This window comes from Pseudotamlana agarivorans (assembly GCF_001642835.1).
Taxonomy (GTDB): domain Bacteria; phylum Bacteroidota; class Bacteroidia; order Flavobacteriales; family Flavobacteriaceae; genus Pseudotamlana; species Pseudotamlana agarivorans.
Genome location: NZ_LXEI01000001.1, coordinates 621427 through 637980, shown reverse-complemented (window position 1 = coordinate 637980; position 16554 = coordinate 621427). Strand labels below are relative to the sequence as shown.

General features: G+C 35.0%; 14 protein-coding genes. 8 read left to right on the top strand and 6 right to left on the bottom strand.

What is annotated here, in order from left to right:
- Positions 1 to 102 precede the first annotated feature (102 nt).
- From A6I66_RS02630 to purN, 3 genes are all read right to left on the bottom strand, one after another.
- Positions 103 to 1029, bottom strand: coding sequence for a PfkB family carbohydrate kinase (locus tag A6I66_RS02630; protein ID WP_067145243.1), 927 nt, complete (start codon positions 1027 to 1029; stop codon positions 103 to 105).
- 143 nt (positions 1030 to 1172) lie between these two features.
- Positions 1173 to 1814, bottom strand: a complete 642-nt coding sequence (locus tag A6I66_RS02625; RefSeq protein WP_067145241.1) for a ribonuclease H1 domain-containing protein — start codon at positions 1812 to 1814, stop codon at positions 1173 to 1175.
- A 169-nt stretch (positions 1815 to 1983) separates the two neighbouring features.
- Complete coding sequence (purN, locus tag A6I66_RS02620; protein WP_067145239.1) at positions 1984 to 2550, bottom strand: phosphoribosylglycinamide formyltransferase; 567 nt, start codon at positions 2548 to 2550, stop codon at positions 1984 to 1986.
- 440 nt (positions 2551 to 2990) lie between these two features.
- Between purN and A6I66_RS02615 the strand changes: the two genes are divergently transcribed.
- From A6I66_RS02615 to pyk, 8 genes are all read left to right on the top strand, one after another.
- The gene (locus A6I66_RS02615; RefSeq protein WP_007647141.1) at positions 2991 to 3224 is read left to right on the top strand and encodes an acyl carrier protein; all 234 of its coding nucleotides are present in this window, start codon (positions 2991 to 2993) and stop codon (positions 3222 to 3224) included.
- Positions 3225 to 3246: 22 nt separating this feature from the next.
- Positions 3247 to 4497, top strand: coding sequence for a beta-ketoacyl-ACP synthase II (fabF, locus tag A6I66_RS02610; RefSeq protein ID WP_067145237.1), 1251 nt, complete (start codon positions 3247 to 3249; stop codon positions 4495 to 4497).
- Positions 4498 to 4594: 97 nt separating this feature from the next.
- Positions 4595 to 5335, top strand: a complete 741-nt coding sequence (gene rnc, locus A6I66_RS02605; RefSeq protein WP_067145235.1) for a ribonuclease III — start codon at positions 4595 to 4597, stop codon at positions 5333 to 5335.
- A 225-nt stretch (positions 5336 to 5560) separates the two neighbouring features.
- Positions 5561 to 6862, top strand: coding sequence for a PAAR domain-containing protein (locus A6I66_RS17045; RefSeq protein ID WP_317047660.1), 1302 nt, complete (start codon positions 5561 to 5563; stop codon positions 6860 to 6862).
- A complete protein-coding gene (locus A6I66_RS02595; RefSeq protein ID WP_067145232.1) occupies positions 6810 to 8009 on the top strand; it encodes a hypothetical protein in 1200 nt (399 codons plus the stop codon). The genes A6I66_RS17045 and A6I66_RS02595 overlap by 53 nt, the downstream gene beginning before the upstream one ends.
- 64 nt (positions 8010 to 8073) lie before the next feature.
- The gene (locus A6I66_RS02590) at positions 8074 to 9015 is read left to right on the top strand and encodes a hypothetical protein (protein WP_157614033.1); all 942 of its coding nucleotides are present in this window, start codon (positions 8074 to 8076) and stop codon (positions 9013 to 9015) included.
- Positions 9016 to 9206: 191 nt separating this feature from the next.
- Positions 9207 to 9692: an IPExxxVDY family protein gene (locus tag A6I66_RS02585; protein WP_067145227.1), complete on the top strand. Its 486-nt coding sequence runs from the start codon at positions 9207 to 9209 to the stop codon at positions 9690 to 9692.
- Positions 9692 to 11137, top strand: coding sequence for a pyruvate kinase (pyk, locus tag A6I66_RS02580; protein ID WP_067145224.1), 1446 nt, complete (start codon positions 9692 to 9694; stop codon positions 11135 to 11137). The genes A6I66_RS02585 and pyk overlap by 1 nt, the downstream gene beginning before the upstream one ends.
- A gap of 137 nt (positions 11138 to 11274) precedes the next feature.
- Here pyk and A6I66_RS02575 read toward each other — a convergent pair whose 3' ends face one another.
- The 3 genes from A6I66_RS02575 to dinB all read right to left on the bottom strand — a co-directional run bounded on the left by A6I66_RS02575 (position 11275) and on the right by dinB (position 16489).
- Entirely contained in the window at positions 11275 to 12657 is a 1383-nt protein-coding gene (locus A6I66_RS02575) for a DUF4374 domain-containing protein (protein WP_067145222.1), read from the bottom strand.
- 17 nt (positions 12658 to 12674) lie between these two features.
- Positions 12675 to 15131: a TonB-dependent receptor gene (locus A6I66_RS02570; RefSeq protein ID WP_067145220.1), complete on the bottom strand. Its 2457-nt coding sequence runs from the start codon at positions 15129 to 15131 to the stop codon at positions 12675 to 12677.
- Between the two features lie 260 nt (positions 15132 to 15391).
- Positions 15392 to 16489: a DNA polymerase IV gene (gene dinB, locus A6I66_RS02565; RefSeq protein WP_067145218.1), complete on the bottom strand. Its 1098-nt coding sequence runs from the start codon at positions 16487 to 16489 to the stop codon at positions 15392 to 15394.
- Between the last annotated feature and the right edge of the window lie 65 nt (positions 16490 to 16554).

Below are 16554 nucleotides of genomic sequence, written 5' to 3'. Positions count from 1 at the left end.
TTCGCTTTTTTAAAAATTCGATATGTTAAAATGAATTTTTAATTTTTGCTGAATTCTAAAAGGTTTATAATTAAAAACGCACTCTTTTACGAGCGCGTTGTGTTATGCTAATTCTATATCAAATTGCGTTAAATCTTTAAACTGCAATAAGCGTTGATGTACTTCTTGATCTGATAAATTTTGGGTGCGTTCTGTTCCAAATTTTTCTACACAAAAGGAGGCTAGGGTAGAACCGTAAATCACGGCCTTTTTCATGTTTTCGAATGAAAAATCGTTTGTTTTAGCTAGGTAACCTGCAAATCCTCCGGCAAAAGTATCACCAGCACCTGTTGGGTCAAACACTTCCTTTAACGGTAATGCAGGAGCGTAGAAAGCTTGGTCTTTATGAAATAATAAAGCACCGTGTTCCCCTTTTTTAATTACCACGTATTTAGGTCCCATGGTTTGAATTTTTTGGGCGGCCACTAACAGCGAATATTCTCCTGTTAGTTGTCTAGCTTCTTCATCGTTAATTGTAATCACATCCACACGCTTAATCACATTTAATAGATCTTCTAATGCGCAATCCATCCAAAAATTCATGGTATCTAAAATGGCCATTTTTGGTTTTGCAGACATTTGATCTAAAACACTAGCTTGGACGAGAGGATGTAGATTTCCTAACATCACGACTTCAGCATCTTTGTAGTTTTCAGGAACTACAGGGTTAAAATCTGCCAAGGTGTTTAGCTCCGTAACTAAGGTATCTCGAGAATTCATGTCGTTGTGATAGCGTCCGCTCCAAAAGAATGTTTTACCATCTTTAACGATTTCAATTCCTGAAATATCAATGTTTTTATTGGATAATAAGTCTAAATATTCCTGCGGAAAATCGCCTCCTACTACAGAAACAGCAGCAGTATCGATATTAAAATAAGAAGCCGCAAGACCGATAAAAGTTGCAGCGCCCCCAAGAATTTTATCGGTTTTCCCGAAAGGCGTTTCAATAGCGTCAAAAGCTACTGTGCCAACTATTACTAATTTACTCATAAAAGAGAATGGATAATTTTTGTGCAAATATAAGCCTTTTTACAGATTAGGCCGATTATATTTATTTCAAATTGATTGAAGTTTGATACCTTGGAGGTTAAAGATTAAGATGTTGATTGGTACTGATGATGAGGTTGTTGGGGTTATTTTCTTCCAAAATCAGCAGGAATTTCCCCCCACGCTTTGGTTTCCCATTTTACGATGGTGGTTTGGTACGTATTATTTTTTAACCAGTCTAAAGCGCGATCAACCAAGTCAAAAACAGCCTTGTTTTTTGCATTGCGTTTTAATTTGGTATTGCAGGTTTTCTTCTTTACCCAACTCATAGCAATTTTAGAATCGGTGTACATGATGCGGTCGCTATTGTTTTTTTTCAGTAAGGCCAAACCGTGTACTAGAGCTAAAAACTCTCCTATATTATTGGTGCCTTCTTCAAAAGGGCCTTGAATAAAAAGTTGTTTTTTGGTTTTTGTGTCGACCCCGCGGTATTCCATGATTCCCGGGTTTCCGCTAGAGGCTGCATCAACCGAAATAGAATGGTAATTAGGTTTTCCTATTTTTTTTAGTTGTTCGGTGCTTAAGGCGCTTTCAAAAGATTTGTTTTTTCCGACGTAGTCGAAATAATTACCATCCAAAGCTTTTTTTGCAGCTTCCAAAGTTGGAAAGGATTTGTATTGGGCACCAGGATAATCTTTAATTAAAGATTTACAAGTGTTCCATGAGTCAAAAACCCCAGTTTTGTGACCTTTCCAAATGGTATAGTATTTCTTTTTAGGTTTCGACATTTTTGTTATTGCCTCGAAGGAGGGAATCTCATAAATTTTAGTTGTGTTCTAGACACAGATTTCACAGATTTTCACCGATTAATAAAGTATGCTACATGTAATAAGCTGAGAACACCTTATATAATGTTGTAAATATACAAATGATCTGCAGGTTGAATTTTAATAACAATTACGTATGGAGTAGTTTTTCTACCACCTTAGGAAAGTGCTCCATTTCTAAGGTATGAATTTTTGCAGCAACATCATCGGCTGTGTCGGTTGGATCAACTTCACAAGTAGCTTGGAAAATAATGGCGCCTTCATCGTAATGTTCATTCACATAGTGTATGGTGATGCCTGTTTGTGTTTCTTTGTTGGCAACCACCGCATTATGAACATGCATACCATACATGCCTTTTCCTCCATAATTAGGTAGTAAAGCAGGATGTACATTAATAACTTTATTAGGAAAGGCATTCAAAATATTATCAGGGAATTTCCAAAGATATCCTGCAAGTACTATTAAGTCTGGTTTAGAGGCTTTTAATATATTAAGGACGTCTTCCGTTTTTGAGATGGCTACCCTATTAAAAGATAAAGCACTAACGTTAAGTTTTTTTGCTCGATCCAATACTTTTGCTTGTGGATTGTTTGTAAGCACCTGTACCACCGATGCGGTTTGGCTATTTTCGAAAAAACGAATTAAATTTTCGGCATTTGAGCCGCTTCCTGAAGCAAAAATCACAATGCGTTTCATCTATTTTGAAGAGTTTTGTTAGGTGTTGTAAAAGATTTTATACAAATTTAATTGTATAATGTCGTATTCTTAATTTGAATTATTTTTTGTTCAGATAAAATAGAAAATCCAAGCATAGCCTTAGCCACGGTTTTATTTTATATTGAAATATGGGCGAAAAAGAAACAAATTATATGCGACATTTATATGGTTAAAATGGTATTAACGCTAAATAAGGAGAATTCTTGTTAAAAACCTCCTAGGTTACGTTTTTATACAGACTTATAGACTTATATTTGTACCGGCAAAAAAAAGAATAATTATTAACAATTAGAAGCAATTATATAAATACTTAAAAGTAATTTTAGTAAATTACAGACACATTTTTAAAGTAAAGACGTGTTTTAAAAATAAAGTTTTTTATTTTTGCAGCCTAAATTAAAATTTTAAAATTAAAAGTTATGTCAGACATTGCATCAAGAGTAAAAGCGATTATCGTAGACAAATTAGGAGTAGATGAGAACGAAGTTGTTACTGAAGCTAGCTTCACAAATGATTTAGGAGCAGACTCTTTAGATACTGTAGAATTAATTATGGAGTTCGAAAAAGAATTCGATATTCAAATACCAGATGATCAAGCTGAAAATATCGCAACAGTTGGTCAAGCTATTTCTTACATAGAAGCAGCAAAATAAGTAAAAACAAGCAAAATACTTTATGGAATTAAAGCGAGTTGTAGTCACAGGATTAGGAGCTTTAACACCAATAGGCAATACCAAAGATGAATATTGGGACGGCTTAGTTAGTGGAAAAAGTGGGGCTGCGCCTATAACGTATTATGATACCGACAAGTTCAAAACAAAATTTGCCTGCGAATTAAAGAACTTTAACGTAACCGATTTTATCGATAGAAAAGAGGCTCGAAAAATGGATAAGTTTGCCCAGTATGCTATGGTAGCTGCAGACGAAGCCATTGAAGATGCTAAATTGAATCTTGATGAGGTTGATAAATTACGTGTTGGTGTGATATGGGGTGCAGGAATAGGTGGATTAGAAACTTTCCAGAATGAAGTTTTAAACTTCGCCTCTGGAGATGGAACACCAAGATTTAACCCGTTCTTTATTCCTAAAATGATTGCTGATATTGCACCAGGAAACATCTCTATAAAACATGGTTTTATGGGGCCAAATTACACAACGGTTTCTGCTTGTGCTTCTTCTGCTAACGCGATGTTTGATGCCTTAAACTCTATACGTTTAGGTCATACCGATGTGGTTGTTACAGGAGGTAGTGAAGCGGCAGTAACTATTGCTGGAATGGGTGGATTTAATGCCATGCATGCCTTATCAACTAGAAATGAAAGCCCAGAAACGGCTTCTCGTCCATTCGATGCCACAAGAGATGGCTTTGTTCTAGGCGAAGGTGCTGGAGCTCTTATCTTAGAAGAGTATGAGCATGCTAAAGCAAGAGGCGCTAAAATATATGCCGAGTTTATTGGAGGAGGTTTATCTTCTGATGCGCATCATATGACAGCTCCACACCCAGATGGAATTGGTGTTATAGCGGTAATGAAAAATTGTTTGCAAAATGCAGGTTTAAAACCTGAAGATGTAGACCATATTAATACACACGGTACATCAACGCCATTAGGAGATGTTGCCGAGCTTAAAGCCATTTCAGAGGTTTTTGGTGATCATGCAAAGTCTATAAATATCAATTCAACAAAATCAATGACAGGGCACTTATTAGGTGCAGCTGGAGCTATTGAAGCGATATCGGTTATTTTGGCTATGGAAAAGGGTATTGTACCACCAACCATTAACCATACAACTGTAGATGAAAAAATTGATCCTGAATTAAATTTAACTTTAAATAAGGCTCAAAAACGCGACGTAAAAGTGGCTATGAGTAACACCTTTGGATTTGGTGGTCATAACGCTTGTGTGGTATTCAAAAAATTAGATTAAATCCGAACGCAATAAACCATAACGATAAATTAATTTTTACAGTAAAATGAAACATGGTTTATTACATCTGACATTAAAATAGTATATTCGACATCAGATGAAAAGCATTCGCAACATATTAAATTCCCGTTTTAAACGCAACGGGAATTTTTTTATACAATTAACTGAAATCCTTGGTGTAAAGCCAAAGGAAATCAAGTATTACAAACGCGCCTTTACACACCGTTCCATGAATATCAAGGACAGTAAAGGAAACCCTTTTAATTACGAGCGTTTAGAGTTTCTTGGGGATGCGATGTTAAGTTCTGTAATAGCTTCACACCTATATCTGGAAGTACCAGGGGGAGATGAAGGTTATCTCACTAAAATGCGTTCTAAAATTGTAAGTAGAGAGCATTTAAATGAATTAGGAAAGGAACTTAAATTAATCAATCTCGTTGAAAGTAAAATCCCAGCAGGTCAGTTTGGCGATAATATTCATGGAAACCTATTTGAAGCCTTATTAGGAGCTATTTTCCTAGACCGTGGTTATAAATATTGTGAAAAATTTATAACTAAATGCCTTATAATCCCTCATGTAGATATTGAAACCCTAGAAGGTAAAGTGATTAGCTATAAAAGCTTATTAATTGAGTGGTGCCAAAAGGAAAAGAAAACATTTAACTATCATGTTTATGATGATACCGGAAACGACGAGCTGCGTCATTTTTCAGTAAAACTTTCCATAGACGACAAAGTCGTAGCTAAAGCCCGTGCGACATCCAAGAAAAAAGCCGAAGAAAAAGCATCAAAACGTGCCTTCTTTGCTTTCCAGAGTAGAATTTCTAAAACTATTTAGATTTTTTATGCTTCCGAAGAAAAGATTCTACGTAAAATAAAGATATGATTTATACTTTCTATAACTATAATTAGTTTTATTTTCATACGTAAATTAATTTTATGAAGAAAATTCTCACTATATTGCTGGGGTGAATATATCATGATACTTTTCGATATGCTGTACTGTTTTGTTTATTCAAAAGGTTAAGTTTATTAAAATGTGTAAGATAATTAAAACGGAAGAGTGTCAGGGAAACCAGCAGCAACATTAGGAAGTCACCATACTTGTCCCATGTGTAGTGGCACCACGCCACACATTGGTGGACCAATTATACAAGGCGCACCCAATGTATTAATAAACGGAAATCCTGTCGCTACTATAGGAAGTGTTTGCACTTGTGCTGGTGGTCCAGATACAGTGGTTACCGGAAATCCAACGGTTTTAATTAATGGTAAAGCAATTGCTTGTTTAGGGGATATGACGGCTCACGGCGGTGTTATTGTGTCGGGATCAGCTAATGTTATTGTTAGTAGCAGTGCCCCAGAACCTCCTAGGGCTGTAATGCCAATAGATAAAATTCCATTTCCTGAAATTACCTTTTTAGATAGAATTAAAGCTGGACTAGTTGGTCAATTGTTAAATCTTAAAATAGCAGAGCAAAATCAGGAAACAATTAGAAATTTTGCTGAAGAGCAGAATGAAGAAGAAAAAAGCTTACCAAAGTTACAAGGTGAAATTATTTTTGTACACGGGTATTTAAGCGACCCCGTAACCAATAGTGAATCGCATTGGAATGCCATAATGGATTTAAATCCAGATAAAACAGGGTGGTTTACTAGGCGTGGTGAAAATACAAACGAATACAACCGTGCAGATCATGATGATTTTTACACGGCAGACCAACATAAAGCAGATTTACAGAAAAGTAAAATCAGAAAAATAGTTGAAGAAAAATTAAGGAACCCAAATACAACGGTTTTTAGCACTCCAGAAAGTAAATATACAGGGTATTGGAACCTTAAAGAGAATCAATTCAAGGCTACAGAAACCTATGCTAAATATTTTAATGCCGAGGGGCGTGAACATTATGTAAACGGATCTCACGGTTTAGGTAGTAGTGGCGCACACCGCGTAGATCATGGAATCTCTTTGGGTTACGAGTGGGCAAAGCATAATTGGGGGCTTTTAGAAAAGAAGGATGTAGATGCTAAAATAAGAGAAAAGCCACAAATAGAAAGTTACACACCACATTACAAGCCCATAACTATTGTAGGGCATAGTCAAGGGGCCTGTATGGCAGCAGGCGTAAAATTGGGTGTTATAAAGTATGCCAAAGATATGGGGTATAGTGAGGTCGCTATAAATTCCATTTTCTTAGGGGTTCATCAACCTCGTGGACTTTTTGGTGATGATTATAATACTTTGGTAAAAAAGAAAACTAAAGAATATATGGTGAATAAAAATGCCGTATTGTTTGGTAAAGAAGAGGATAGTGGGAAGGAGTTTTTTAAATGCCTTATCAGACCTTTACAATCCGAAATATAAAAAAGTACATAATTATAGGGGGCTTTTTGAACACGTAAAAGAAATTTGTGGCAGTTGGGAAGCTTTTAAAAGTAGAGCGGTACAGTTTACCTTTCCTAATGATAGAGGTGATTTGGTGACTATAGATGGTGACATTCCAGAAATTAAAAGTGCTTGTCATCCCAAAACTGATAAAACATTATTTAGTGCAGAGTATTTTCACCATAAAAAAAGTATTCCTTCTTATTATTTAGATAGTCAAGATAAAGAAGTTATAGATTTATGGTTGGAAGGTGCCGATGGTGGTTTCTTGGTCATTCCACCTTATGTTGCCAACCGCCGTTTTAATTTTGAGGATGTACATGAGGAAAGTAATTTATTTCATACTAAAAGTAGTGATGAAGAATTAATTCATGGTAAAGAATGGGGAGCTTATAAAAAAGTAGCATTGCGTTGGGCAATCGCCATGAATGCATTTAGGGTTGCTGAGGAGAACTACGAAAAACAGTCTAACCATAAATTTGACCATGAAACTGTTGGAGAGGTTTTAATAGGCACCCATGCTTTTATTGAAGAAAACAACCAAAAAATAAGAGAATATTCTAATTTAATTAAAATTTATCAGGACAAACCCATAGAAGTTAGTCTTTTAAAATTGTTTAAAAACAATCTTGATTACCCCATAAAATTACCTAGTTATTTACATTTAAAACAAGGTATTAGTAGTGAGGATAAAAAAAGTTGCTTGTATTACAATTTAGCATACGTGACTTACCAAAACATGCTTTTGCAATATGCACCACTTCAAACGGCCGATTTGTATGCGCATTTTAGTCCCGTCGCTATGATTACCCATAAAAAAATACTTACCGATTTTCCTGATGATGACTTAGGAAAAACCTCCATATTTGATCGTATTAAAAAGGCTGGTGAAGACCGGTTTTATAGGGTGGAATATGTCGGTAATGGAAAAGAAATAGAAGAGCTAACAGATGAAGAAAAAAGGGAGCAAGAAAAAAAGTTTATAGAACGGACCAAAACAAAAAATAAGTTAATTAATTCCTCTATTTCCGATACCGAGTATATTAATAATGTAAAACTGGCCTATGTGAATAAAAAGAAAGATTATGAAAGTAAGTTATATGATGAAGAACAGTATAAAAATTAGTTTTATTTTTTTTGTGTTTTTCACAAGCTGTAATTATTTCAAAAATAAAAAAGCACATAAAAAGATGCAAGAATACTTCGAATATGAAGATCTATATAAACATCAGGGAACTGAAAATTATGAAGTTGTAATCATATACAATGAAAACTCAATTATTAAAGAAAAGCTCATAGAAGAGAAACAACAGTTTTTGTCTGTAATAGGACGTGATGAAAAACAAAAAATATCAGCAAGAAAGAAAGTTGATTTTTTGGGTAACACAATTGATAAATTTATAATTTATAAAACGTTAAGTGATGGAACTTTATGGGGAAGTGAACATTATGTAAACTGGTTACTTAATGGAGATACCACTAAGCATGACTATATTGATCCCTTAACAAACGAGGATAAGAAGAACTGGGGGAAATACAGCGAAAAATTTGATGAATTATATAATAAAGCAAGTTGCGTATACGAGAATTTCACTGGCTACTATTTTAAAGTAGATAATAAATGGTTTAAAATAGAAGAAGATCCTTTACGGTTTAAAGATTGTCCTGAAAATTTCACTAAGCTCTACCCAGCCAAAGATCCCAAAGACATCCGTATGCTACCACTTAAAGAAAGCATGGAAGATTTAATGAAATCTAAAACCATTAAGGTTGTAGATTATATTCAGCAGGATAGCGAAAAAGGTATCGGTTTGAATCCCATTAAGTTTTCATCAGGGTATTACATGTTGGAGCTCTATTTACCACAAGGCGATACTTTAAAATTTAGACGTTATGGGGCAATGGGCGTGTCTTCAGAAATGTTTGTTTACCAAATTCCCAAAGCTTTAGGAGGTAGTGATCAAGTCTTTTTTATAGAACAGGAGCCTAATAGCATGTATCCCAATAAATCTTTTGCTGGGTTTTATGCCATTCGCCCTAAAAATTACAAACAACTACCCGAATACAAATTTCAGCTTGAAAAAGAACATCAGCAAGCTGTTGAAAAGCGCATAAAAATTCTTGAAAAGTAAAACGAGGCTAATTAATATGTATTCTTTTTTTATGAAAACCTCAAGTTTTTTAGGTTAAGATAATGATTATTTAACCTTCTTGACTATTCAAACGAACTACAACGTTTTAGTAGGAATTATTGTTAACAAACTATCAATAGTTTCATTTCGCTATGATATAATATTATCTTTGTGAAGTTTGAATGTAAGTTATGGCTGTTCAAAAATTTGTTTTAGATGACGCTTTTGATGAGGCATTTTATACCTTAATCGGTATACACTGTAACGTTGAAGATTATCGCCTAGCATATCTTATAAACCGGGGTTTAGGGATTGCCTTGAAAAGAAGAAAAACAGATTTAGATTTAAGTCACAGTCAGGCCGCATTCTCCATTTTTGAATGGGAAGACCAAAAACAATTAATCAACTGGAGTTTAGTCTCTAATATTTGTAAAAAAGAAGAGTTTCAAAGTCGAAATTTTGAATCATTATTCGACTCTCAAGAAAAAATAATAAAAACATTTCATTTATTGCCAGAGTACAAAACTGTAAATTTCCTATTAAAAATTGATAGTGAAATAAGCTCCAGCAAAACGAAGTATATTTTAGATAATCTTTTAAAAATACCTCAAATTGCAACGGCCTACAGTATTGATTCTAGCATATTGAAATCTAAAGACAATTTAATTTTTAACTAATGGCGACAACAAAGAAAACCAAAATAGTAGCAACTCTAGGTCCTGCTACAAGCTCCAAAGAAGTTTTAAAGCGTATGCTTGAAGAAGGAGCAAACGTATTTAGAATTAATTTTTCTCATGCCGATTATAACGACGTTGCAGAACGTGTTAAAATGATTCGTGAGTTGAATGAAGAATACGGGTTTACTGCTGCAATTCTAGCGGATTTGCAAGGACCAAAACTTCGTGTAGGCGTTATGAAAGAAGAAGTTGTAGTAAATGCTGGTGATGAAATCATTTTTGCTACAGGTGAACGTTTTGAAGGTACTAAAGAGCGTGTGTATATGACTTACAAAAGGTTCCCGCAAGATGCGAAGCCTGGAGAGCGTATCCTTTTAGATGATGGAAAACTTATTTTTGAAGTAGTTTCAACCGATAGTGAATCTGAAGTTAAGGCTAAAGTTATCCAAGGAGGTCCTTTAAAATCTAAAAAAGGTGTAAACCTTCCTAACACGAACATATCTCAGCCTGCATTAACTAAAAAGGATATTGAGGATGCTATTTTTGCCATTAGCTTAAATGTCGATTGGATTGCTTTATCGTTTGTACGTCATGCTGAAGACTTAATGCAGTTAAGTGATTTAATTGCTGAGCATACCGAGCATAAAATTCCTATTATAGCTAAAATTGAAAAACCAGAAGCGATTGAAAACATCGATAAAATTGTTGCACATTGTGATGGTTTAATGGTAGCTCGTGGAGATCTTGGTGTTGAAATTCCAGCTCAAGAAGTGCCACTTATTCAAAAACAATTAGTGTTACGAGCGAAAAAAGCCAGAATTCCGGTAATCATTGCTACACAAATGATGGAAACGATGATTTCTAGTTTAACTCCAACCCGTGCTGAAGTTAACGATGTGGCGAACTCGGTAATGGATGGTGCAGATGCCGTAATGCTTTCTGGAGAAACTTCAGTAGGGCAATATCCCGTACAGGTTATTAAACAAATGTCGGATATATTAAAGAGTGTTGAAAATTCAGGTTTAATTCAAGTGCCTCAATTGCCACCTCATATTCGTACAAATCGTTACATCACAAAGGCTATTTGTTATCACGCAGCAAATATGGCCAATGAAATTAGTGCTAAAGCGATTTCTACACTAACAAATAGTGGATATACAGCTTTCCAAATTTCGGCTTGGCGTCCATCATGTCATATTTTAGTGTTTACTTCAAATAAGCGTATCTTAACTCGTTTAAGTTTGCTTTGGGGTGTTCGTGCTTTTTATTATGATAAGTTCGTGAGCACCGATGAAACTATTGAAGATGTAAACGGTATTGCATGCGAAAAAGGTTATTTAGAAACTGGAGATATGGTTATTAGCTTAGCGGCCATGCCTATTCAGGAAAAAGGTATGGTAAATACTTTACGTGTTACTGAAATTAGAAAGTCAAGTAAAGCATAGGTAATAAAATATACATTATTAAAAAAAGCCCAACGAATTTGAATTCGTTGGGCTTTTTTATTTCTAGGGATACATTGACTGGCAAAAAAAAGAGCTGCCTATAACAGGCAGCTCTTCTTGATAGGCTTAGCATTTATTTAGTAAGCTCCTAAGTAATAGCTACCAGAAATGGTTTTTAACTTAGCACCTTTTTTAATTTCTTTTGTTGCTGTATTTATAACATATATAGCACCTTCCATACCTGCTGGCGTTAATGGTACATATGCCATATCTCCAATAAGACCAATGTTTTGGTATTGACCTAAAGTTGAAGATAATTCAGGAGCAGTTTCGATATCAGTTGCTAATTTAACTGAGTTAGAAGGATTGTGTAAATCGATTAAAGCAATATATCCACCTTCAGCATCGTCGGAAGTATATAAAACAACACCAATACCATCTTTCACATATCTCCAAGCTCTAATTCTTGCTCCCGTAAGTCCTAATGCATCATTTAAGTTAAAATAGAAGTTAGGGTCGTAATCGTTAGTTGCGCTATTAATACGTAAAATTTCAGAACCAACAGTAGCTGTAGCTTGGTAAATATGGCCATCGGTACCTATGTACTGCGTCATGGTACGGTATGCATTATTATTTTCTTGTGAAAGGGTAGAAGTAATATAAGTTGGGTTTCTTAATGATGGAAAATCTACGATTAAAGTTTTCGTACCATTTATTTCAGAATCACTTGGCCAAACAGGTTTACCTTCTTCGTCTAATTCTGGTGTGGCATTAGTGTCTAATTTTCTTACTCTACATCCAATAAAAAGTTTGGTTTGTGCAGCATTTAAAATTGGTACATCTACACGACCTACACTGTAACCAGCTGCTCTTTCTTCATCTGTCCAAGGAAAGTCAAATATAGCGGTGTTTGTAATAGCAGTTCCATCTAAATCTAATAAAGCTATTTTTACTTCACTATCGTGAGCTACAAAAGAGTAGTTTGGAGCCTCTCCTTCATATTCTACATCGTATGTGCTTGCATAAACACCAATACCAATACCTTCAGCGGCTTTCATCCAACGAGGAGCTGTTCCTAAAATAGCAGCGGTATTTAATTCGTAACCTACCTCTTCGAAATTAGCTTCTCCGTTTACAGCGTATTTGTTAAATACACCACCTTCAGTTCCTGTATATTGAATGTTGTATAAATATGCCCCATCTTCAGATGCTTGAACACGAGCTGTACGGCTTGATTTTAAACCAAGACCTTCAACAAAGTTTCCGCCCTCTATTTTAAAAAGGTTTAGTTCGAAGTTAGGGTCTGCAGCATTTTCTTCAGTTAAAGCGTAGGCACGTGTACCACCATTTCCTCCAGTTCCATTATCGTCTGGGAAAGATCCTGTAATGGTTATCCAACGTGTCCCTGTTTCTTCTGGTGGTGTTGTTCCTTCACCTTCTGATACATTATCATCATTGCTACAACTAGTAAAAGCTAAGATGAGACTTAATGCTCCTATTTTGATTAGATTTTTTTTCATGTTAAAAGTTAAATTGATTATAAAAAGTTATTAATTATGTAATTTAATTTGAAATAGATTCCTCTACCTGGTTTTTGTATCGCAAAGTTGTCGTAGAGCTCTGCGTTAAACAGATTTTTGATGTCGACACTAGCTACTAATTTTTTAGAAGGGAAACGATAACTCACACCTAAATCATGTGAGATTTGACTTGGTGTTTTAGACCATTCTGGTTGTCCCCAAACGGTGTAATATTCGCCTACATAGCCAATTGTGTAGTAGGTGTTTAGAATGGAATTTTTTTGAAATAGATTATCAAATCGATATTGAACATTTGCATTTATGGTGAAAAAAGGTTCGTTTGGAACTTGTTCACCATATAGGGAATGCGGATTATTATTTGAATCATATTCCTGTTTAAATACATTTCTAAATTTTGAAAAATTAAAAGAGGTATTCAATCTGTTATTATAGATATATATAAGCTCTGCTTCATACCCGCGGGCCTGTGTCTTACCCAGATTCACATATCTTGTGGTTTGAATATCGGCATCTTCTTCATCTTCGATTTCATCTTCATCAACGGCTTGTTGCGTAATCTTATCGTGTCCATTACGCCAAAAAGCATTAGCGTAAACCGATATTTTGTGTTTCCCACGCTCTAAAGTCCCAAATCGAAATCCAAAATTGTAATTGATGTTTTGTTCTGGTTTTAAATTTGTATTGGGTAAAATGTTAATTTCTGGAGCTCCAAATAATTGGTTTTCAGTAGGTGCTATATAGGAGTTTTCCCCTGATGCAATCAGGTAAAAATTGGAGAAGGCGTTTAGAGATATAGTTCCGCCATAACCAAAATTTGAATTTGCTGTAAGCGTGTCTTTTGTTATAACGGTATTTTGACCGTTTACTACCCCTATTTCCGATTTTGTTTGTTTCGTTCTATTGCTGGTGTATTTACCTAATAAATTTGTTTTTAGCTTTCTATTGAAAGTTTCAGCTTCATAGTTAAGTGACAAAATATTTTGTGAAATAATACTTTTTGTTGCCAGATCTTGGTTAATAGGGTCTAATAGATCCTGATCTGTACGCCTCGTACCTTCGTATTTGTGATTAAGAGATACACGATGTCTATGAGCCACCATATATCCTAAATTTGATCTGATATTTGTAATTTTTCTGTCTATATCAAGCATGGTTTTTTCTGCTTGTTGTCCTCCTTGAAGCGTTTTTAGTGGAACTCTTTCACCATATTCAATAACTTCACGTATTTTCCCATCCCAATTATAGGCTACTCCCACAGTGTCTTGTAAATAAGTATTTCTATAACTTTGTGCACCATTTATGGTAAGTGCTAAATTTTCAGTGAGGAAATCTTTCTTGCTGTAATTTAGTAAGATGACGTTGGCTGCGGTTTCATTAAACCTTCCAACATAAGGCACAGCCATAGTTGTCCCATGAGGGATTTCTTTATAGTTACTAGAGCCGTTATAACCAATAAAAAACTGGTCTGCCCATTTGGTGTCGGTGAATCCAGCTTCAAAACGTCCGCCAATAGATTTATAAGTATTGTTGAAGCGTTTAGCACGGTAAGGTCTGGTAATTTGTCCTAAATAATTTACATAAGTTGTTGAGCGTCCCCAGGTTTCATAGCTATTATCGGTATAGATGTAAAATGCTGCCCCTCTAAAGGAGAGTCCTGTTTTTTTATCTCTATAGGTAACACCAATATCAGACTGAAAGGTGTTAAACGATCCGTAAGAAGCGGCGAGATTTATGTTGTTTTGAGATACGTCTTTTTTTAGTACCACGTTAATAGCACCACCAGCATAATCGCCTGTGAGGTGTGATGGCAGGACGCCCTTGTAAACCTCTATACGCTCAATCATAGAAGTTGGTATATTATTAAGATTGAAGGATTGACCGTAGGTTGAGATTTCTAACCCATCAATAAATATCCCAATGGCACTTCCAGACATCCCATTAAGATTGTATTCTACATTAGAACCGATTCCTCCATTTTGTCTTATGCGAACACCTACCGATCTGTCTAATAATTCGTTTGGTGTTAAGTTTCTTACAGAGGCTTCTTTAGTGTCTATAATAGCGACTGCAAAGCCACCCTCTTCAATTTTCTCTTTTTTGGTTTTAGTACGTAAATGAACTTCATCTAAATCCTGATATTCGGTTATTTCTAGTACGTATTTAATAGTATGTTCTATGGTGCTTATCTCGGTTTCCATAGTATGAGGTTTCGCCTCTAAGGAATGTGTTTGTATGGTGTACTTACCGTACGGCAAATTTTTAAACACAAATTCACCATTAATACCCGAAGACGTTATTCTTCTCACAGAATTCCCTATTAGAGTCACTTGAGCTCCTAAAACGGGTTCGTCATTATTAAAGGCGATTTCACCATATAAATGTCCATTTTGGCCAAAGTTTAAATAACTTATAAGTGCGAAGATTAGTGTTAAATATATTTTGCGAAAAGGCATTTGTTAATTTTTTGTCAAAATTATACTTATTTAGACTAATTACAAATAGAGCTTTAAGATTTCATAATATTTTAAAAAAATCAAGCAAAACAAATAAAGTGGCAATATGTAGGGTTATAAAACGATAAATGCGTAATATTAATTTAGATTAATTACAAATAATTAATTTATGACAATCGAAAATTTCTAGTATTTTGGGTTATTAAAAGTGAAAAGACGTTAATAAACGGCATAAGTTGCCGAAGGAATGTGAAAAAATGTTAAAACCCAAATTTTAACTGCACACTTACGCTTTCTTTTTCTGGTATTTTTTTTGTTTCGGTGTTTAGGTTTGATAAAGAGATTCCTAAAAGCCGAACGGAATTGTTAAGCTGTTCTTGGTATAACAGGTCTTTAGCAGTTTCAAAAATGAGGTCTTTATCATTTATAAAATAGGGGAGGGTTTTACTTCGGGTTTGCAAGCTGAAATCGCTATATTTTATTTTTAGAGTGATTGTTTTTCCAGCAACTTTTGATTTGGAAAGTCGTTTGGAAACTTCTTCGGCGATATGGTTTAATTTTTCAAGCATAAAGACTTCAGAGGATAAATTTTCACTGAAGGTACGCTCGGCAGCCAAGCTTTTTCGAATGCGGTTGGGCTTCACTTCACTAGTATGTATGCCACGAACCACGTGGTAATAATAGCGTCCTGATTTCCCAAAGTGGGTTTCTAAAAAATCTAAGGACTTGTTTTTTAAATCCAATCCTGTGAAAATGCCTTTTTGGTACATTTTTTCGGCAGTGACTTTTCCAACACCGTAAAACTTTCTAATATCTAAAGCTTCTAAAAATGAAAGCACCTCTTCTGGGTTCACTGTTTTTTGTCCGTTAGGCTTATTATAATCGCTAGCCACTTTAGCAATAAATTTATTTATTGAGATACCGGCAGAAGCAGTTAAACCTACTTCATTAAAAATACGTTCCCTAATTTCTTGAGCAATTAGGGAGGCACTCGGATTCCCTTTTTTGTTTTGAGTGACGTCTAAGTAGGCTTCATCGAGAGATAGTGGTTCCACCAAATCGGTGTAGTCCAAGAAAATTTTTCTTATCCTTTTGGAGATTTCTTTATAGCGTTCAAAATTGGTTTTTACAAAGATGAGTTCCGGACAAAGTTTTACGGCTAAGTTACCAGACATGGCACTTTTAACTCCAAATTTTCGAGCTTCGTAACTGGCCGCACTAATTACGCCACGTGTTTCACTACCGCCTACAGCTATGGCTTTGCCTTTTAATTCTGGGTTATCCAATTGCGCTACCGACGCGTAAAAGGCGTCCATATCGACATGAATTATTTTTCTTATTGGTAAATCGGATAACATACTGTAAATTTATGAATTCCTGAGAAGGTGTAATCTTTGTTTATTCAGATTTTAAAATTAAATAG

What these genes read in the sequence shown, in the direction of transcription:
- dinB (WP_067145218.1), bottom strand. Translation starts at nt 16,489, where the DNA reads ATGTTATCCGATTTACCAATAAGAAAAATAATTCATGTCGATATGGAC.
- A6I66_RS02570 (WP_067145220.1), bottom strand. Translation starts at nt 15,131, where the DNA reads ATGCCTTTTCGCAAAATATATTTAACACTAATCTTCGCACTTATAAGT.
- A6I66_RS02625 (WP_067145241.1), bottom strand. Translation starts at nt 1,814, where the DNA reads ATGTCGAAACCTAAAAAGAAATACTATACCATTTGGAAAGGTCACAAA.
- A6I66_RS02630 (WP_067145243.1), bottom strand. Translation starts at nt 1,029, where the DNA reads ATGAGTAAATTAGTAATAGTTGGCACAGTAGCTTTTGACGCTATTGAA.
- fabF (WP_067145237.1), top strand. Translation starts at nt 3,247, where the DNA reads ATGGAATTAAAGCGAGTTGTAGTCACAGGATTAGGAGCTTTAACACCA.
- A6I66_RS02585 (WP_067145227.1), top strand. Translation starts at nt 9,207, where the DNA reads ATGGCTGTTCAAAAATTTGTTTTAGATGACGCTTTTGATGAGGCATTT.
- rnc (WP_067145235.1), top strand. Translation starts at nt 4,595, where the DNA reads ATGAAAAGCATTCGCAACATATTAAATTCCCGTTTTAAACGCAACGGG.
- pyk (WP_067145224.1), top strand. Translation starts at nt 9,692, where the DNA reads ATGGCGACAACAAAGAAAACCAAAATAGTAGCAACTCTAGGTCCTGCT.
- A6I66_RS02615 (WP_007647141.1), top strand. Translation starts at nt 2,991, where the DNA reads ATGTCAGACATTGCATCAAGAGTAAAAGCGATTATCGTAGACAAATTA.
- purN (WP_067145239.1), bottom strand. Translation starts at nt 2,550, where the DNA reads ATGAAACGCATTGTGATTTTTGCTTCAGGAAGCGGCTCAAATGCCGAA.
- A6I66_RS02575 (WP_067145222.1), bottom strand. Translation starts at nt 12,657, where the DNA reads ATGAAAAAAAATCTAATCAAAATAGGAGCATTAAGTCTCATCTTAGCT.
- A6I66_RS02590 (WP_157614033.1), top strand. Translation starts at nt 8,074, where the DNA reads ATGCAAGAATACTTCGAATATGAAGATCTATATAAACATCAGGGAACT.